At 71.0% G+C, this 14,683-nt stretch carries 12 protein-coding genes; 2 read left to right on the top strand and 10 right to left on the bottom strand.

The annotated features are described in order from the left end of the window. On the bottom strand, nt 1–866 hold an 866-nt coding region (locus AB0D14_RS31595), incomplete at its 3' end, for a phospho-N-acetylmuramoyl-pentapeptide-transferase (protein ID WP_362785980.1). Between the two features lie 190 nt (nt 867–1,056). Here AB0D14_RS31595 and AB0D14_RS31590 point away from each other — a divergent pair. Beyond that, nucleotides 1,057–1,263: a hypothetical protein gene (locus AB0D14_RS31590; protein WP_362785978.1), complete on the top strand. Its 207-nt coding sequence runs from the start codon at nt 1,057–1,059 to the stop codon at nt 1,261–1,263. Nucleotides 1,264–1,274: 11 nt separating this feature from the next. Continuing rightward, the gene (locus AB0D14_RS31585) at nt 1,275–2,903 is read left to right on the top strand and encodes an amidase (protein ID WP_362785977.1); all 1,629 of its coding nucleotides are present in this window, start codon (nt 1,275–1,277) and stop codon (nt 2,901–2,903) included. Between the two features lie 79 nt (nt 2,904–2,982). Here AB0D14_RS31585 and AB0D14_RS31580 read toward each other — a convergent pair whose 3' ends face one another. From AB0D14_RS31580 to AB0D14_RS31540, 9 genes are all read right to left on the bottom strand, one after another. Then, complete coding sequence (locus AB0D14_RS31580) at nt 2,983–5,346, bottom strand: penicillin acylase family protein (protein ID WP_362785975.1); 2,364 nt, start codon at nt 5,344–5,346, stop codon at nt 2,983–2,985. 55 nt (nt 5,347–5,401) lie between these two features. Further along, on the bottom strand, nt 5,402–6,916 hold the full coding sequence (locus AB0D14_RS31575) for an amidohydrolase family protein (protein ID WP_362785974.1): 1,515 nt from the start codon (nt 6,914–6,916) through the stop codon (nt 5,402–5,404). Then, nucleotides 6,913–7,575, bottom strand: a complete 663-nt coding sequence (locus tag AB0D14_RS31570) for an FMN-binding negative transcriptional regulator (protein WP_362785972.1) — start codon at nt 7,573–7,575, stop codon at nt 6,913–6,915. Before AB0D14_RS31570 ends, AB0D14_RS31575 begins: the two co-directional genes overlap by 4 nt. Nucleotides 7,576–7,630: 55 nt before the next feature. After that, nucleotides 7,631–8,638, bottom strand: coding sequence for an oligopeptide/dipeptide ABC transporter ATP-binding protein (locus AB0D14_RS31565; protein WP_362785970.1), 1,008 nt, complete (start codon nt 8,636–8,638; stop codon nt 7,631–7,633). Next, nucleotides 8,628–9,665, bottom strand: coding sequence for an ABC transporter ATP-binding protein (locus AB0D14_RS31560; RefSeq protein ID WP_362785969.1), 1,038 nt, complete (start codon nt 9,663–9,665; stop codon nt 8,628–8,630). Before AB0D14_RS31560 ends, AB0D14_RS31565 begins: the two co-directional genes overlap by 11 nt. 7 nt (nt 9,666–9,672) lie before the next feature. Continuing rightward, complete coding sequence (locus AB0D14_RS31555) at nt 9,673–10,596, bottom strand: ABC transporter permease (RefSeq protein ID WP_362785967.1); 924 nt, start codon at nt 10,594–10,596, stop codon at nt 9,673–9,675. Further along, on the bottom strand, nt 10,589–11,512 hold the full coding sequence (locus tag AB0D14_RS31550; protein WP_362785965.1) for an ABC transporter permease: 924 nt from the start codon (nt 11,510–11,512) through the stop codon (nt 10,589–10,591). The genes AB0D14_RS31555 and AB0D14_RS31550 overlap by 8 nt, the downstream gene beginning before the upstream one ends. Beyond that, the gene (locus AB0D14_RS31545) at nt 11,509–12,945 is read right to left on the bottom strand and encodes a M14 family zinc carboxypeptidase (RefSeq protein WP_362785963.1); all 1,437 of its coding nucleotides are present in this window, start codon (nt 12,943–12,945) and stop codon (nt 11,509–11,511) included. Before AB0D14_RS31545 ends, AB0D14_RS31550 begins: the two co-directional genes overlap by 4 nt. Nucleotides 12,946–13,013: 68 nt before the next feature. Beyond that, a complete protein-coding gene (locus AB0D14_RS31540) occupies nt 13,014–14,618 on the bottom strand; it encodes an ABC transporter substrate-binding protein (RefSeq protein ID WP_362785961.1) in 1,605 nt (534 codons plus the stop codon). Between the last annotated feature and the right edge of the window lie 65 nt (nt 14,619–14,683).

Genomic DNA, 14,683 nt, shown 5'->3' with positions numbered 1-14,683 from the left:
ACCCGCCGTCGACTATGCCGAGCACAACAGCCGCCGCGCAGCCCGCGATCACGCTTGCCGGCAGCCTTCTCGGCATAGTCGCGGTCTCGGCATAGGCCCATGAAGATCTTGGCGGGTGAGGTGTTCCACCACAGGAACCCGATGCAGGAACCCATGAGGGCGGAGGCGACGACGGCGAGGTCGAGCGGATCACGCACCTCGATGCAGGAGCCGGGGTCGGTGAGGTTCATCGCGTTGGCGCACGAGTTCTGGAACTGCCACAGACCGATGAAGGTGTAGCCGGCGAGCACCATGGCCGAGGCGCCGGTCGCCAGTCCGTCGAGTCCGTCGGCGAGGTTCACCCCGTTGGACATGGCCAGGATCATGAACAGGGCCCATACGACGAACAGCACCGGTCCGATGGTCCAGCCGAAGTCGATGACGAACGACAGCTTCTGTGAGGCCGGTGTCAGGCCGCGGGCGTCCGCGAACCGGATGGCCAGTACGGCGAACAGGATGCCGACGATCAGCTGGCCGGCCATCTTCGCGCCGGCCCGCAGCCCCAGCGAACGCCGCTTGACGATCTTGATGTAGTCGTCGAGGAAACCGACCACTCCCATGCCCGCCATCAGGAACAGCACCAGGACACCGGGGAACGTCGGACCCTCACCGGTGATGACCTTGGTCAGAACGTACGCGACGAGGGTGGCGAAGATGAAGGCGATGCCGCCCATGGTGGGTGTGCCGCGCTTGCCATGGTGGCCGCGGGGGCCGTCGTCACGGATGAACTGGCCGTAGCCCTTGCGGGCCAGCAGCTTGATCAGCAGTGGTGTGCTGCCGAGAGTCAGGAACAGGCCTATGGCCCCGGCGAACAGGATCTGGTTCATCGTACGGAGGTTTTCCCCTCGGTGCTGTCCCCGTGCGGGACTGCCCAACTGGCATGGGTGGTTGTCACAGCCCACACCTTATGCACAGGGACGATCTCCGTACGCCGGTGGGTAGTTGACACGAAACGACGTGAATCGAGCGGCTGTGCGGCTATGACGTCGTCGTGTCTGTGATGGTCGTGCACGTGATGTGCGCGGCAAGTGCGCCGAGGAAAACCACACGCTCGGCGTGCCCCCGGACACCTACCGCCGCAGCGCCGACGCCCTGGTCGATATCTGGTACTGCGACCACCTGGGCGAGTACTTCCTCCCGGCCGGCCCCAACTGCCGCCGGGGGGCTGCCAGCAGGGCGGAGCCGGGGGGCAGCCGGAGCGAGAAACGTCCGCCCAGCACCTAGCGTGCTGGTACATGACGTCGCAGGGACCGCACCGAACGGACCGGACCACCACCCCACGCCGCACCGTACTCGCGCTCGGCACCGCCGCGGCCGCCACGCCGTTGCTCGGCGGAGCGCCTGCCCAGGCTCACGCGCACAGCGCCGCACGGCATGCCTCGACCACAGAGCTCGACGAGCTGGGCATCAGCGAACTTCGCCGGCTGATGGCCGACGGACAACTCGACGCCGAACGGCTCACCCGCCACTACCTGGACCGCATCGAACGCGTCGACCCGCTTCTGCACGCGGTGATCGAGGTGAATCCCGACGCGCTGCGAGAGGCCCGGCGCCTGGACGCCGAGGGGGACCGCCGCAGACCGCTGCACGGCATGCCCATCCTGCTCAAGGACCTGGTGGAGACGGCGGACCGGATGCACACGACGGCCGGATCACTCGCCCTGCGGGGCCTGCGTCCGGCAGCCGACGCCACCGTCGCGGCCAGACTGCGCGCGGCCGGTGCGGTCATCCTCGGCAAGACCAACCTGAGCGAGTGGGCGGGCGGCATGTCCCTCACCCACCACGCGGGCTGGAGCGCCCGCGGCGGCCAGACCCGCAATCCGTACAAGCTCGACAGGTCACCGAACGAGTCGAGCTCCGGCAGTGCGGTCGCCGCCGCGGCCGGTCTGTGCGTGGCCGCGATCGGCACCGAGACCAACGGCTCGATCATCGACCCGGCCTCGGCCAACTGCGTCGTCGGGGTGAAGCCGACCGTCGGACTGGTCGGGCGCGGCGGCGTCATCCCCGGTGTGCCGAGCCAGGACAGCGTCGGCCCGATCGCACGCACGGTCCGCGACGCCGCCATTTTGCTCGGCGTCCTCGTCGGGGTCGACGACCGAGATGGGGCGAGCCGCGGCCACTTCCACCGCGACTACACCCGTTTCCTGGACTCCGACGGGCTCCGGGGAGCGCGTATCGGCGTACCTCGGACGGTGTACTTCGGCTACAGCCACCACGCCGACGACATCGCGGAGCGGGCGATCGCCACCCTGCGCGAGGCCGGGGCGACCGTGGTCGACCCGGCGGACATCCCGACGGCCGAGCAACTGGAGGACCTGCCCAGCTCGATGGTCGTCCAGGCGTACGAGATCAAGCGCGCGCTGAACGGCTACCTGGCCGGCGCCCCCGGTGACCACCCGCGCAGCCTGGCGGAGTTGATCGCGTTCAACCGCGAACACGCCGACCGCGAACTGCGCTATGTGCGGCAGGACGGGCTGGAGGCGGTGCAGCGACTGGACTTCAGCGAACGGGAGTACCGGGAGGCGCTGGCCACCAACCACCGGCTCTCGCGCGCCGAGGGCATCGACGCGGTGCTGCGCCGGTACCGCCTGGACGCACTGGTGATGCCGACCACCGGGCCGCCGGCCAAGATCGACCTGATCCGCGGGGATAGCTACGGCGGCGGCGCGTCGACGCCCGCCGCACTCGCCGGCTACCCCGCGGTCAGCGTTCCGGCCGGGTTCGCGTTCGGCCTGCCCGTCGGTCTGACGTTCATGGGCACGGCGTGGAGCGAGCCGGTCCTGCTCCGCCTCGCCCACGCCTACGAACAGGCCGGCCGGGTCCGCCGCCCGCCGACCTACCGACCGGCCGACGTCGGCTTCTGACCCGGCGGATGCCGGTTTCTGATCCGGCGGACACGGCTCGCCGTGCCGACGCCGGAGGGCGGGCGCGTGACACGGACTCTCAGTCGCGCAGGGTCGTCACCTTCAGGGACGGGTCGTTCGCTATCTCCGCCGCGGTGAAGCGTTCGGTGACCCACTGCTTGCGGGAGAACAGGCGGGTCTGGTCCGTGTAGTGGGGCGAGGCCGGGTTCGTCGACTGACCGTAGGTCAGGAGGGTGGTGGTGCGGGGGCCGTCGGGGGTCAGTTCGACGGCCATCAGGAAGCTGCTGCCGAAGGCCCCCGAGGGCGGTGTACCTGTGCCGGAGTCGGGGCCCGCCTCCAGGACGTTGAAGCAGCCCTCGTCGCCGTTGCAGCCGGGCAGCGGGATACCGGCCCACTTCTGTACGGTGCCGAGCTCGGCGTCGACCGGGATGTCACGGGCGGTGAAGTCCTGCACGGCGTCGGCCAGGGCGCGTCGGACGCGTTCGTCGTCGCCCTTGATACCGCGCGGCGTGGTGAGGGGCCGCGCCGGATCGTAGGGGACGCGGCGCCAGGTGTCGGACGGGCCGGCTCCGAGGAGATGGTCGAAGAAGGTGATCCACAGCGGGGCGCCCCGGCTGCCGGTGCCGGCGCGGGTGTCCCAGCGGGCGAGGGTCGCGCAGGCCTTCCTCACGTCGACCTCCTGGCCGTCCGTGGCGGTCAGGCGGGGCCGGGCGCGGCACATGCCGACCACATCGGCGCGGCCCGTCTCGGCCGACAGGACACGGTTGCCGAACATCGACGCGCGCAGGGTCCGCGCGGTGAAGCCCGGGGCACCGAGTCCGTCCGTACCGGCCATACGTTCCCCGATCATGCGCAGGCCGAGCTGGGCGCGCTGACCGAGACGGGGTTCACTGTCGTAGCTGCCCGGGAAGCCGGTGAGAGGGGCTTCGGGGTTGGTGTACCGGGGCCCGTTGTTGGAATTGGCGACATAGTCCGTGCGGGTCAGTTTCGGCTGGTGGGACGGGCCGTGCACGCCCGGCACGAGCGCGTCGGGATCACTGCCCCAGGCGCAGGCCGATGTCGAACCGTCCAGGGCGGTCGGCCCCTCCTCGCTGCTCGGGAGGGTGCACCGCGTGAGCTGTTCGTCGGTCAGGTGCGGGACGAGGGAGGAGTCGGTGAAGTACGTCGCGCCGCTGGTGTCGGCCGCGAGGGTGTAGGTCCAGGGCATGCCCTGATAGGTGTCCTGGGCGGCGCGCACCTGACCGAGGTTCCGGGCCTTGCCCATGGCCAGCCAGGTGTTCATGGAACGCAGGTTGTCGGCGTTGGCGTCCCGGACGGCGTAGGCGGTCTTCGCGGTCCAGCCCAGGGACAGGACTGGGCCGAAGCGTGAGGTGTACAGCGTCCGCTCGACGGTCGACAGCCCGCCGTTCTTGTCGCGGACGGTGACCGGGACCGTGCGGCGTTCCATCCGCTCGGTCCTGCCGTCGACCACATAGCTGGTCGGGTCACCGGGCACGAGCTTCAGTGCGTAGAAGGAGGCGTGCTGGGCGTCGCTCGCGGTCTGTGTCCAGGCGACGTTCCGGTTGTGGCCGATGAGGACCAGGGGCGTGCCGTACAGGCCGGCGCCGGACACGTCCAGGGTGCCGGGGATCGTCAGGTGCACCTGGTAGAAGTGGAAGTTCCCGCCGACCCAGGGGAGATGCGGGTTGGCGAGGACCATCGCGTTGCCGCCGCGGGTGGCGTCCCGGCCGAGTGCCCAGCCGTTGCTGCCGAAGTCGGCCGCCCCGGGGCTCTGTCCGCCCTGGGCGAAGGTCGCCGCGGTTTTCGGATCACGGGTGCCCAGGGCGGGGGCCTCCGAGGCCGCCGTGCCGTTGCCGCCCGCCGCCGCCGGCGGCTTCGCGTCCCCGACCGCCGGCGCCAGCGGCACCTCTCCGGTTGCCCTGTTGACGTCGTACACGAGGCCCCACAGGTCCAGCGGCGTGATCGACCGGACCCACGGCTCGCCCTTGCAGCGCGGGTCCGGCAGCCTGTCTGCGCCCGTGTCCCGCAGATAGCGGTTGTAGCCGGCGGCGTACCCCTCGACCATCCGGCGCAGCTCCGCCGTCGGCCCGAGCGGCGCCTTTCGATCGAGCAGCCGCCGCACGGTGCCTGCGCGCAGCTGCCCCTGGTAGTACGTGTCGCTCGCCAGGTTGGAGCCCTCGCCGGGCTCGTCCCCGTCGGCGCCGAAGAACCGGGACCGTTCACCTCGCAACGTGACCACCTGGTCGGCGAGTTCGCACACGTTGTCCTGAGCGAACGCGTAGCCGTAGCCGTATCCGAGCCCGTCGAAGTCCCGCGCCCGGATGTGCGGGATCCCGTACTCGGTTCGGCTGATGTGGGCCGTGCGCCCGCCCTCGGCCACTCTCTCGCCCGTCCCGGTCCCGGTCCCGGTCGCGGCGGACGAGGGGACGGGTTGCAGAGCCATGGTGGCCGAGGCGCATTCCCCGCCCGCCCCGCTGTCCGCCCCGCTGTCCGTCCCGTCACGACGGACCGTGTGTCCAGGCGCCGGCGAGCAAAGTGGCGTACACCGGCATCTCACGCAGCGTGCGGGCGTCCGCGGTGAGCGGGTCGGCGTCGGTCACCACCAGGTCGGCACGGTCGCCGACCCGGATCAGCCGCCGACCCTGGGACGAACCGGCGAGGGCGTCCGCCACCGGAATCCGCTGCTCCGGGTGCCACGGAGGGCGCTCGTCGCCGGTCCGGGTCACGGCGGATGCCAGGGTCAGCCAGGGATCGAGCGTTGCGACGGGGGCGTCGGAGCCCAGCGCCAGGACGGCCCCGGCGGCGAGCAGGTCGGCGAAGGCGTAGGCCCGGTGGGTCCGGCCCGCCCAGTGCCGGTCGGCGACATCCCGGTCGTCCACCGCATGGGTGGGCTGGACGCTCACGGTGACGCCCAGTTCGGCGAAGCGGGGGATGTCCTTGGGCGCGAGCAGCTGACCGTGCTCGATCCGGCCGTGGCAGCGCACCGCCTCGAAAGCGTCGAGGGTCATCTCGTTGGCGCGGTCCCCGATCGCGTGAATGGCGGGTTCGATCCCGTGGGAGGAGGCTCGGCGCAGCAGGGACACCAGCTCCCGCGGGGGCAGCATCTCCAGTCCGTGGGAACCGGGCTCGCCGGGCATCACGCCCGGGTACGCCTCGTGGCACAGCGCGGTACGGGTGTTGAGCGAACCGTCGGTGAGCAGCTTGAACGGCCCGACCTCCAGCCGCCCGCCGGGGTCCAGGGGCTGGCCGGTGCGGAGCCCGCGGTCGATCGCCGCCTCCAGGTGCTGGGGCCAGATGGAGGCCGACACTCGGAGCGGCACGGCGGCGCCGTTCATCCGGCGGGTCCAGTCCGCGATGTTGTCGGCGTACTCGAAGTCGACGATGCCGGTGATCCCCCGCGCGGCGGCGGCGACGCAGGCTTCCCGCACCCACTGGTCCGTCAACTCCACCGAAGCGATGGGGAGTTCGGCCACGGCCCGGATGCACTCGTCCTCGCGCAGCAGCCCGGTGGGGTGGTCGCCGCGGTCCACCAGGGCGAGTCCGGCCGAGTTGAGCCAGGCGGAGTGCAGATCCATGCTGATCAGCATGGAGGGGCGGTCCGGGACCAGGGCGTCGAGCAGATCCTTGTGGGGCGCGTCCGGCCACAGCCCGTCGCGGAAGCCGTGGCCGATCATCGGCTCACCGGGCGGCAGGGTGGCGGCCCGCCTGCCGGCCGCGTCCGCGGCCTCCCGCGCCGAACCGGCGCCCGACACGTCGAGCCGTCGACGCAGGCCCGCCCACTGGACCATGTGGACATGCGAGTCCCACAGCCCCGGGAGCAGGGTGCGGCCGTCGAGATCGAGGCTCTGCCCGTCGGCGCGCGGCGACTCGCCCGCCGGAAAGACAGCCCGGACGAGACCGGACTCGACACGGACATCGCTCAGCGGCCCGCCCGCGCCCAGGTGGACACGGCGCAGAGTGAGCGGCTCGGCGGCCGACGGGGTGCCGGATACTGCGGTGGTCGTGGTGGTCACGGCTTCCTCCGGATGTCGCGCATGGCGCGGGCGAGTTCGGGACTGGCGTACGGTCGGCCGGATTCGAGGGCCCTGGCAAGGCGGAGGACGACCTCCTCGCGCTCGTCCTGGCCGAGTTTCGCCTTGGCTGTCACCTTCGTGGCGGGCAACCGGAATCCGGTGACTGCGGCGGCGATCCGACGGGCGTGGCTCTCCACCCGGGCCAGCCGCCATGGCTCGGGAAAGCGGTCCTCGAAGTGGTCGACGGTGGCGGACAGTACACCGTAGGTGTCCGCCGGGCCGAGGACCTCGGGACGGCCGTGGACGTGCAGGACCGTGAAGTTCCAGGTCGGAACGTGAGGTGTCTCCTCGTACCAGACCGGCGAGATGTAGCCGTGCGGTCCCTGGAGCACGACGACGACCTCGTGGGAGCCCAGTTCGTGCTGTTCGGCGTCGGCCCTGGCGAGGTGACCGATGAGCGTGGGGCCGGCGCCCCCGGTGTCCCCGGTACCCCCAATGCCCCCGGTGTCCTGTCGTGAGTCGTCCACCAGGACCGGCAGGTGGGAGACGACCAGCCCGTGGCGGGCGGTGTGACTGACCAGGGTCGCCCAGGGATGGGCGCGCGCGAGATCACGGATCCACCCGGAGTCGTCCACCCGGAAGACCTCCTGCTGCAGCATGTGCTCTGTTCCGTCCTGTAAGTACTCGCCGGACTCACCAGCCGGTACTCGCCGGTCAGTTCTCGGGAAAGTGGCAGGAGACCTGCCGTCGTCCGTCGGCCGTCGGCGCGGTCGGCACCGGTCGTTCCGCGGCGCAGAGCTCCTGGCTCTTCCAGCAGCGGGTGTGGAAGGCGCACCCGGTGGGCGGCCGGGTCGGGCTGGGAGGGTCGCCCTGCAGCACGATGCGGCCGGCGGCGCCCCGACGGCGCGGGTCCGGATCGGGAACGGCCGAGAGCAGCGCCCGGGTGTACGGATGCGCGGGGCGGGAGTAGACGGTGTCGCGGTCACCGCGCTCGACGATCCGGCCCAGATACATGACGGCGACCTCGTCGGCGACGTGCCGGACCACGGCCAGATCGTGCGCGATGAAGACGTAGCTGAGCCCGAACTCGCGTTGCAGCTCCTTGAACAGGTTGATGACCTGCGCCTGCACGGACACGTCGAGCGCCGACACCGGCTCGTCGCAGACCAGGACCTTCGGGCGCAGCGCGAGGGCCCGGGCGATGCCGATGCGCTGGCGCTGCCCGCCGGAGAACTGGTGGGGATGGCGGTGCGCGTGCCCGGGGTCGAGCCCGACCATGTGCAGCAATTCATGGGTCCAGGAGGCGCGTTCCTGCTTCGGCATCAGGTCGCGGTGGATGTCGAGCGGTTCCCGGACGATCTCCAGCGCCGTCATCCGGGGATCGAGGGAGGTGTACGGGTCCTGCATGACCAGTTGGATGTCGCGTCTGCGGCGGCGCAGCTCGGCCGACGGCAGTGCGAGCAGGTCCTGGCCCTCGACGAGCACGGTGCCGGAGGTCGGCCGGTCGAGGGCCATCAGCAGGCGGGTGAGGGTCGACTTGCCGCATCCGGACTCGCCCACGAGGCCGAGGGTCTGGCCGCGCCGCAGGGTCAGGTCGACGCCGTCGACGGCCTTGACCGTGGTCCGGCGCCGGCCGCTGACGGGCAGCCCGCCGGACCGGTAGTGCTTGACCAGGCCGCGGGCCTCAAGCAGCGGGACACCGGGCGGGACGTCATCGGGCACCGGAGACCTCCAGTGGGTGGTGGCAGGCGACGAGGCGCCCGGGCGGGGCGGAGCGGGCCGGGAGCAGCATCGGCGTCTGCGTCGCGCACAGCTCACCGGCGTCGGGGCAGCGCGGATGGAAGGGGCAGCCGGAGGGCAGCAGGCCGGGTCCTGGCGGGCTGCCCGGGATGGGGGTGAGGTCGTCGGCGTCCCCGCCGAGGCGGGGTACGGCGGCGAGCAGCCCCCGGGTGTAGGGGTGCGCGGGCCGGTCGTAGAGCTCGTCGACCGGTGCCTGTTCCAGGATGCGTCCGGCGTACATGATGGAGACCCGGTCCGCGGTGCCCGCGGCGAGTCCCAGGTCGTGGGTGATCAGCAGCAGGGCGGAGCCCGTCTCCTCGCGGAGTTCGGCGAGCAGTTCCATGATCTGCGCCTGAACGGTGACGTCCAGGGCGGTGGTGGGTTCGTCGGCGATGAGGACGTCGGGGCTGAGGGCCACCGCCATCGCGATCATGATCCGTTGCCGCATACCGCCGGAGAACTGGTGTGGATGGTCGCGGTAGCGCCGGGCCGGGTCGGGGATGCGGACCCGGGCCATCAGCTCGACGGCCCTGGCACGGGCCTCGCGGCGGCCGACGCCCTCGTGGGCCCGGATGGTCTCGGCGATCTGGAAGCCCACGGTGAGGGTGGGGTTGAGGGCGGACAGGGCGTCCTGGAAGACCATCGCGATGCGCTTGCCGCGCAGGGCACGGAACTTGTCCGGAGGCAGCGTCAGCAGGTCCGTGCCCCGGTGGCGGACACTGCCGCCGACGCGGGCGGTGGTGGCGGGGAGAAGACCCATGACGGCCATCGCGGAGATGCTCTTGCCGGACCCGGACTCACCTATGAGCGCGAGGGTCTCCTCCTCGTGGAGGGCGAACGAGACTCCGTGGACGACTCGTTGGCCGGCGCCGGACCGGGACAGCACGTCGACGGTAAGGTCCTGGACGTCCAACAGCGGGGCGTTCAGCGGGGCTTTCACAGGCGTGTGGTCCATGGTCGTGTGGTCCATGAGGGAGTCACCGGCCTCTCGGATCCAGGGCGTCGCGCACGGTGTCGCCGAAGGTGATGAGCACGAAGACGGTGAAGGACAGGAACAGACCGGGGAAGATCAGCAGGTGCGGGTGGGTCTGGAAGGAGTTCTGGGCCCCCGCGAGCTGAAGTCCCCAGGAGATCGAGGGAGGTTGGAGCCCGACGCCGAGGAAGGTCAGCGCGGCCTCGGCGACGATCACACCGCCGACGGTGATGGTGGCGAGGACGAGGACCGGCGTGAGGGCGTTGGGCAGGACGTGCCTGCATACGATGTGCCACTGGCTCGCGCCGAGACTGCGGGCCATCACCACGTAGTCGGCTTCGCGCACCGATCGCACCGACGCCCGCACCACCCGGGTCATGGTCGGCCAGCCGAACAGGGCCAGTACCCCGGCCACCGTCGGCACGTCCCGGGTGGCGACGCTGTTGAGGACGACGATCGCGCCGAGCAGGAACGGGAAACCGAGGAAGACATCGGTGATCCTGGCGATCACGCTGTCGACGAGCCGCCCGGCCATCCCGGCGAGGCAGCCGAGGACCAGCGCGACGGCCAGCCCGAGACCGGTGGCGAGCAGACCGACACCGAGCGAGGCGCCCGCTCCATGGATGACGTTGGCGTACAGGTCACAGCCCTGGACGTCGTATCCGAAGGGGTGCCCGGAGGCCGGGCCCCCGGCGCTGTGGCCGAGGTCGCAGACCGTCGGGTCGCCGTGGCCGAACCAGCCCGCGAACAGCCCCGGCGCGGCGGCGAGCAGCAGAAGCAGCAGAGCGCAGCCGCCGGTGAGCAGGAACACCGGCCTGCGGCGCAGCTCCCGCCAGGTCCCGCGCCGGCCCCCGTACGAAGCCTCGGGCGAAGCCCCGTGTGTTCCGTGAGTTCCGTGTTTCTCAGGAGAGAGAGCGGTGTCAGTCATGGCGGATCCTCGGGTCCAGGAGGCTGTTGAGGAGGTCGACCAGCACGCTCGCGGCCAGGAAGATCAGGATCAGCGCCGTCGACACCCCCACCACCGTCGGCCCGACGTGCGCGCGGATGGCCTGGAAGAGCAGCTGGCCGATGCCGGGGAGGTTGAAGACACCCTCGATGATCACGGTGCCGCCGAGCAGGTATCCGAGGTCGATGGCGAGATAGGTGACGGCCGGGATGAGGGAGTTGCGCAGGACGTGGACGCCGACCACCCGGCGCCGGGTGAGACCCTTGGCGACGGCGGTGCGTACGTAGTCGGCCCGCAGGTTCTCGATCACTTCGGCTCTGACCAGCCGGGACACCGACGCCAGTCCGAAGGCCGCGACGCACAGCGCGGGCAGCAGATAGCTCGTCGGCCAGCCGTCGGTGTTCCCGGCGACCGGAAACCACCCCAGCCGCACGCCGAGGACGACCTGCGCGGTGTACGCGAGCACGAACACCGGTACGGAGGTGGCGCCGATCGTGAACGCGAGCACCGTACGGTCCGTCCAGGTCCCCTGGCGCAGCGCGGCGAGCACCCCGAGACCGATGCCGACGACCGCCTCGATCCCCCAGGCGGTCAGGGCCAGCTTCAGGGTGACCGGCCAGCGGTCGGCCATCTGCTCGGATACCGGGCGCCCGCTGAAGTCCGTCCCGAGGTCGCCGTGGAACAGACCGGCCAGATAGTGGCCGTACTGGACCAGCAGCGGATCGTCGAGGTGGTGCTGTTCGCGCAGGGCCCGCGCCACGCTCGGGGCGAGCGGCCGGTCGCCCGCGAGCGCGGCGATGGGATCGCCCGGCAGGACGTACGTCATCGCGTAGATGACCAGGCTGATGCCGAAGAAGACGAGCAGCGCCTCCAGCAGGCGGCGTATGAGGTACGTCATCCGGGGTCCCCCTCGAGGCCACGGGTGCGGGCGTGGTCCGCGGCGGCCAGCAGCGCCCCGTACTGGATCCCGGCCAGCGTCGAGATCGCGATCGGGTCGCCCGTGACCGGGCCGGCCTCGCGCTCCCATGTCTCGTACGTGGCCAGCAGCTCCCGGTGACACCGGCGCACCTCGGGCGTGGCGGTGCCCGCGACCACTTCCGCGTTCAGGGCGCGCAGCAGCATGCCCCCGAAGCGGACGCGGAGGCTGTGCACGCCGGCTTCGCAGTCGAATTGTTCGGACACCGTGGCGGCCCGGTCGGGCAGTTCGTCGGCGCGGGCCGACTCCATGGTGGCGAGTTCGGCCAGCGACGGTACGAAGTCGCGGACCGCCCGCAGGAAGGGGGACCGGATGGTCAGGTGCGGGTTCGCCGCGTCGAGGATGCCTCCCAGGAACGTCCCGGCCTCTCCCAGCGCCCGCGCCCGGCCCCGGACCGCGTCGGCGTGGCGCTGCTCGGTGGGCGTGTTGTCGTCGGCGTCGGGATGGCTCCAGTGCGGGACCTCGGTGACGAAGTAGAAGGTGCCGTGGCGCTCGGCGTACGCGGCGCTCGACGAGCCCGCGATCTTGGTGGCGGCGTCGACGCCGAGCCCTTCGAGATAGTCGTACGCGTCCTTCATGTCGATGCAGCCGTAGACGGCGGGGGCGTAGACCGGGGCGTGGGCGGCCTCGGGTTCGCCGGTCGCCAGCGGCATGCCCAGGGAGGTCGGGATCGCGGCCAGGACCTCGTACAGCTCGGGAGCCGGCCGGTTCATGTAGTAATAGACGCCGCCCGCCTCGCAGTTGTGCAGGGTGGTCAGGAAGCAGGGGCGGGTGGCGTCCAACAGCCGCATCAGCGCCAGGGTTTCGGGCAGTACGCGGTCGAACCACGCCTTCTTGTAGGCGAACGGGAACGTCCACTCGACCTGCTCGTTGCCGGCGGGCCGGTAGAAGTGGCGTCCGTAGTTGCGCTTGTCGGTCGGGGTGGCGAACCAGCCCTCGTTGAGGCGGGCCCCGTCCGGGTCGACGCAGGGCACGATGTGCCAGGCGCCGCCGAAGTGCCCGCGCAGTTCCGGGCTCTCGCACAGCGCCGTGGCCAGGTGCAGGGCGGTCACCGCGCCGACCGGCTCGTTGGGGTGCACCCCGCCGACGACGACGTATCCGCCGTCCTCGTCGCTCGCCGGGCTCGCGGGGCCCTCGCCCACCGTGAAGCAGCACAGGGGTTCGCCGAGGGTGGAGGTGCCGATCCGGCTTTCGGTCACCAGGTCGGGATGGGCGTCGGCCAACGTCCGGAAGGAGGCGAGGAGGTCGTCCACGGCCGGGTAGGCGCGGGTCTCGGGGACGGTCGACGCGTGCCGTACCCAGTCCCCGGGGGACGGCATGGCGGGGGCGGACTGCTCGGATGTCGCGGCGGTCATGCGGGTGCGTGTCTCCGGTGTATCGGGGGCGGGGGTACGCGTACGTGCCAGGGCCGGCTGGGCGGCGGTCAGCCGGTGACGGATATCCGGCTGAGTTCGACGTCGGCCGGGCCCACGGTCACCCCGGAAACCCTGTCGGTGCCGGCGTAGATGTAGCTGCCGTAGAAGAGCGGGATCACCGGGAAGTCCTGGAGGATGCGCTTCTGGGCATCGTTGTAGAGCTTCGCGGCCGAGGCGGTGTCGGCCGCGCTGTCGGCCTGCTGGAGCAGCTTGTCGACGTCGCCGTCGCTGTAGTGGCTGCACACCTGGCAGCCGCCGGCCTTGGTGAAGATGCCGCGCAGAGTCGCCTGCATGCTCGGATAGAGGGCGCCCCAGTGCGAGTGGTTGAGCCCGTCAATCTTCCCGGCGAACGCCTTCTCGCTGAACTCGGCCCAGTCGGCGGTCGGTTCGGCCTTGACGACGCTGATGTCCAGGTTCTGCCTGAGCTGGTTGGCGACCGCCTTGTAGAGCTCGTCGAGGCCGAGCCCGCCCGGGTAGGTGAGGGTCAGCTCCCCGGACCAGCCTCCCGCCTCCTTGAGAAGTTTCTTCGCCGCGGCGGGGTCGAACGCGCAGGCGTCGCAGATGTCCGTCTCGGCGCCGACCTCGGAGGGCGGGGTGAGGGAGGTGGCAGGGGTGTAGAGGCCGCCGAAGATGGCCTTGTTGACCGCGGACCGGTCGATCGCCATGGACAGCGCCTTGCGCAGTCGGACGTCGTCGAACTTCTTGCCCTGCAGCGGAAGGCCCATGAACTCCAGCGACGGCGCGTCGTAGGTGTACAGCCGGTCCCCGAAGTCGGCCTTGGCCTGGCCGTACTTGCTGACCGGTACGTAGGCCAGGTCGACGTTGCCGGCCTGCACGTCGGTGTACGCGGTGTTGAGGTCGGCGTAGCTCCTGAAGGTGATGGCGGACGACTTCGGCTTGGGCCCCCGGTAGGCCGCGTACGCGCTGACCGTGGTGCCCTCGTCGGCCTTCCAGGCGGAGGTCATCTTGAACGGGCCGTTGCCGACCGGCTTCCTGTCGTAGCTCTTGGGGTCCGTGAACGCAGCCTTCGGCAGCGGATAGAAGCCGAGCTGATTCGGGGTGAGCTGGAGCGGGAACTGGCTGTCCGGACTGGTGAGCGTGACCTCCAGCGTCGTGGCGTCGACGACCTTCAGGCCCGAGAGGGTCTTGGTCTTCGGCTTGCCCTTGGCCGGGTTCAGCGCCGCGTAGCCCTCGATGCCGGCGAGCTGGCCGTTGCCGGCCCAGCCGTTGGGGGCGTAGGCGGCGGCGTTCCAGCCGTCGGCGTAGCTCTGTGCGGTGACCGCCTCACCGTTGTGGAACTTCCAGCCGGAGCGGAGCTTGACGGTCCAGTGCCGGGCATCGGTGGAGGTCACCGATTTCGCCTGTACGTAACTGATCGCGCCCTTGGCGTCGACCTTGACCAGAGGGGCGAAGAGCACGCGCAGCTGATCCCAGCCGACGGTGCTGCGGCCCGGAGTGAGATGGTCGGGTTCGGCGACGGCGACCGTGAACCCGCCGCTCTTCGCCGAACCGCCGCTGTCTTTCGTGCCGCCGGAGCAACCGGCACCGGCCAGGGCGAGGACGAGTGCCAGCGATAGGCTCGCGGGGGCTGTGAACATGGGTGATCTGGGCAAGACGACTCCACGGGAGAGCAGGGGCGCGCCATGGCCCGGTGCCAGGGGAAGGACCTGGACGACGG

The sequence above is a fragment of the Streptomyces sp. NPDC048484 genome, assembly GCF_040651415.1.
GTDB lineage: Bacteria > Actinomycetota > Actinomycetes > Streptomycetales > Streptomycetaceae > Streptomyces.
This window is presented reverse-complemented; position numbering and strand designations above follow the sequence as displayed.

What these genes read in the sequence shown, in the direction of transcription:
- AB0D14_RS31555 (WP_362785967.1), bottom strand. Translation starts at nt 10,596, where the DNA reads ATGACTGACACCGCTCTCTCTCCTGAGAAACACGGAACTCACGGAACA.
- AB0D14_RS31585 (WP_362785977.1), top strand. Translation starts at nt 1,275, where the DNA reads ATGACGTCGCAGGGACCGCACCGAACGGACCGGACCACCACCCCACGC.
- AB0D14_RS31550 (WP_362785965.1), bottom strand. Translation starts at nt 11,512, where the DNA reads ATGACGTACCTCATACGCCGCCTGCTGGAGGCGCTGCTCGTCTTCTTC.
- AB0D14_RS31560 (WP_362785969.1), bottom strand. Translation starts at nt 9,665, where the DNA reads ATGGACCACACGACCATGGACCACACGCCTGTGAAAGCCCCGCTGAAC.
- AB0D14_RS31545 (WP_362785963.1), bottom strand. Translation starts at nt 12,945, where the DNA reads ATGACCGCCGCGACATCCGAGCAGTCCGCCCCCGCCATGCCGTCCCCC.
- AB0D14_RS31570 (WP_362785972.1), bottom strand. Translation starts at nt 7,575, where the DNA reads ATGCTGCAGCAGGAGGTCTTCCGGGTGGACGACTCCGGGTGGATCCGT.
- AB0D14_RS31580 (WP_362785975.1), bottom strand. Translation starts at nt 5,346, where the DNA reads ATGGCTCTGCAACCCGTCCCCTCGTCCGCCGCGACCGGGACCGGGACC.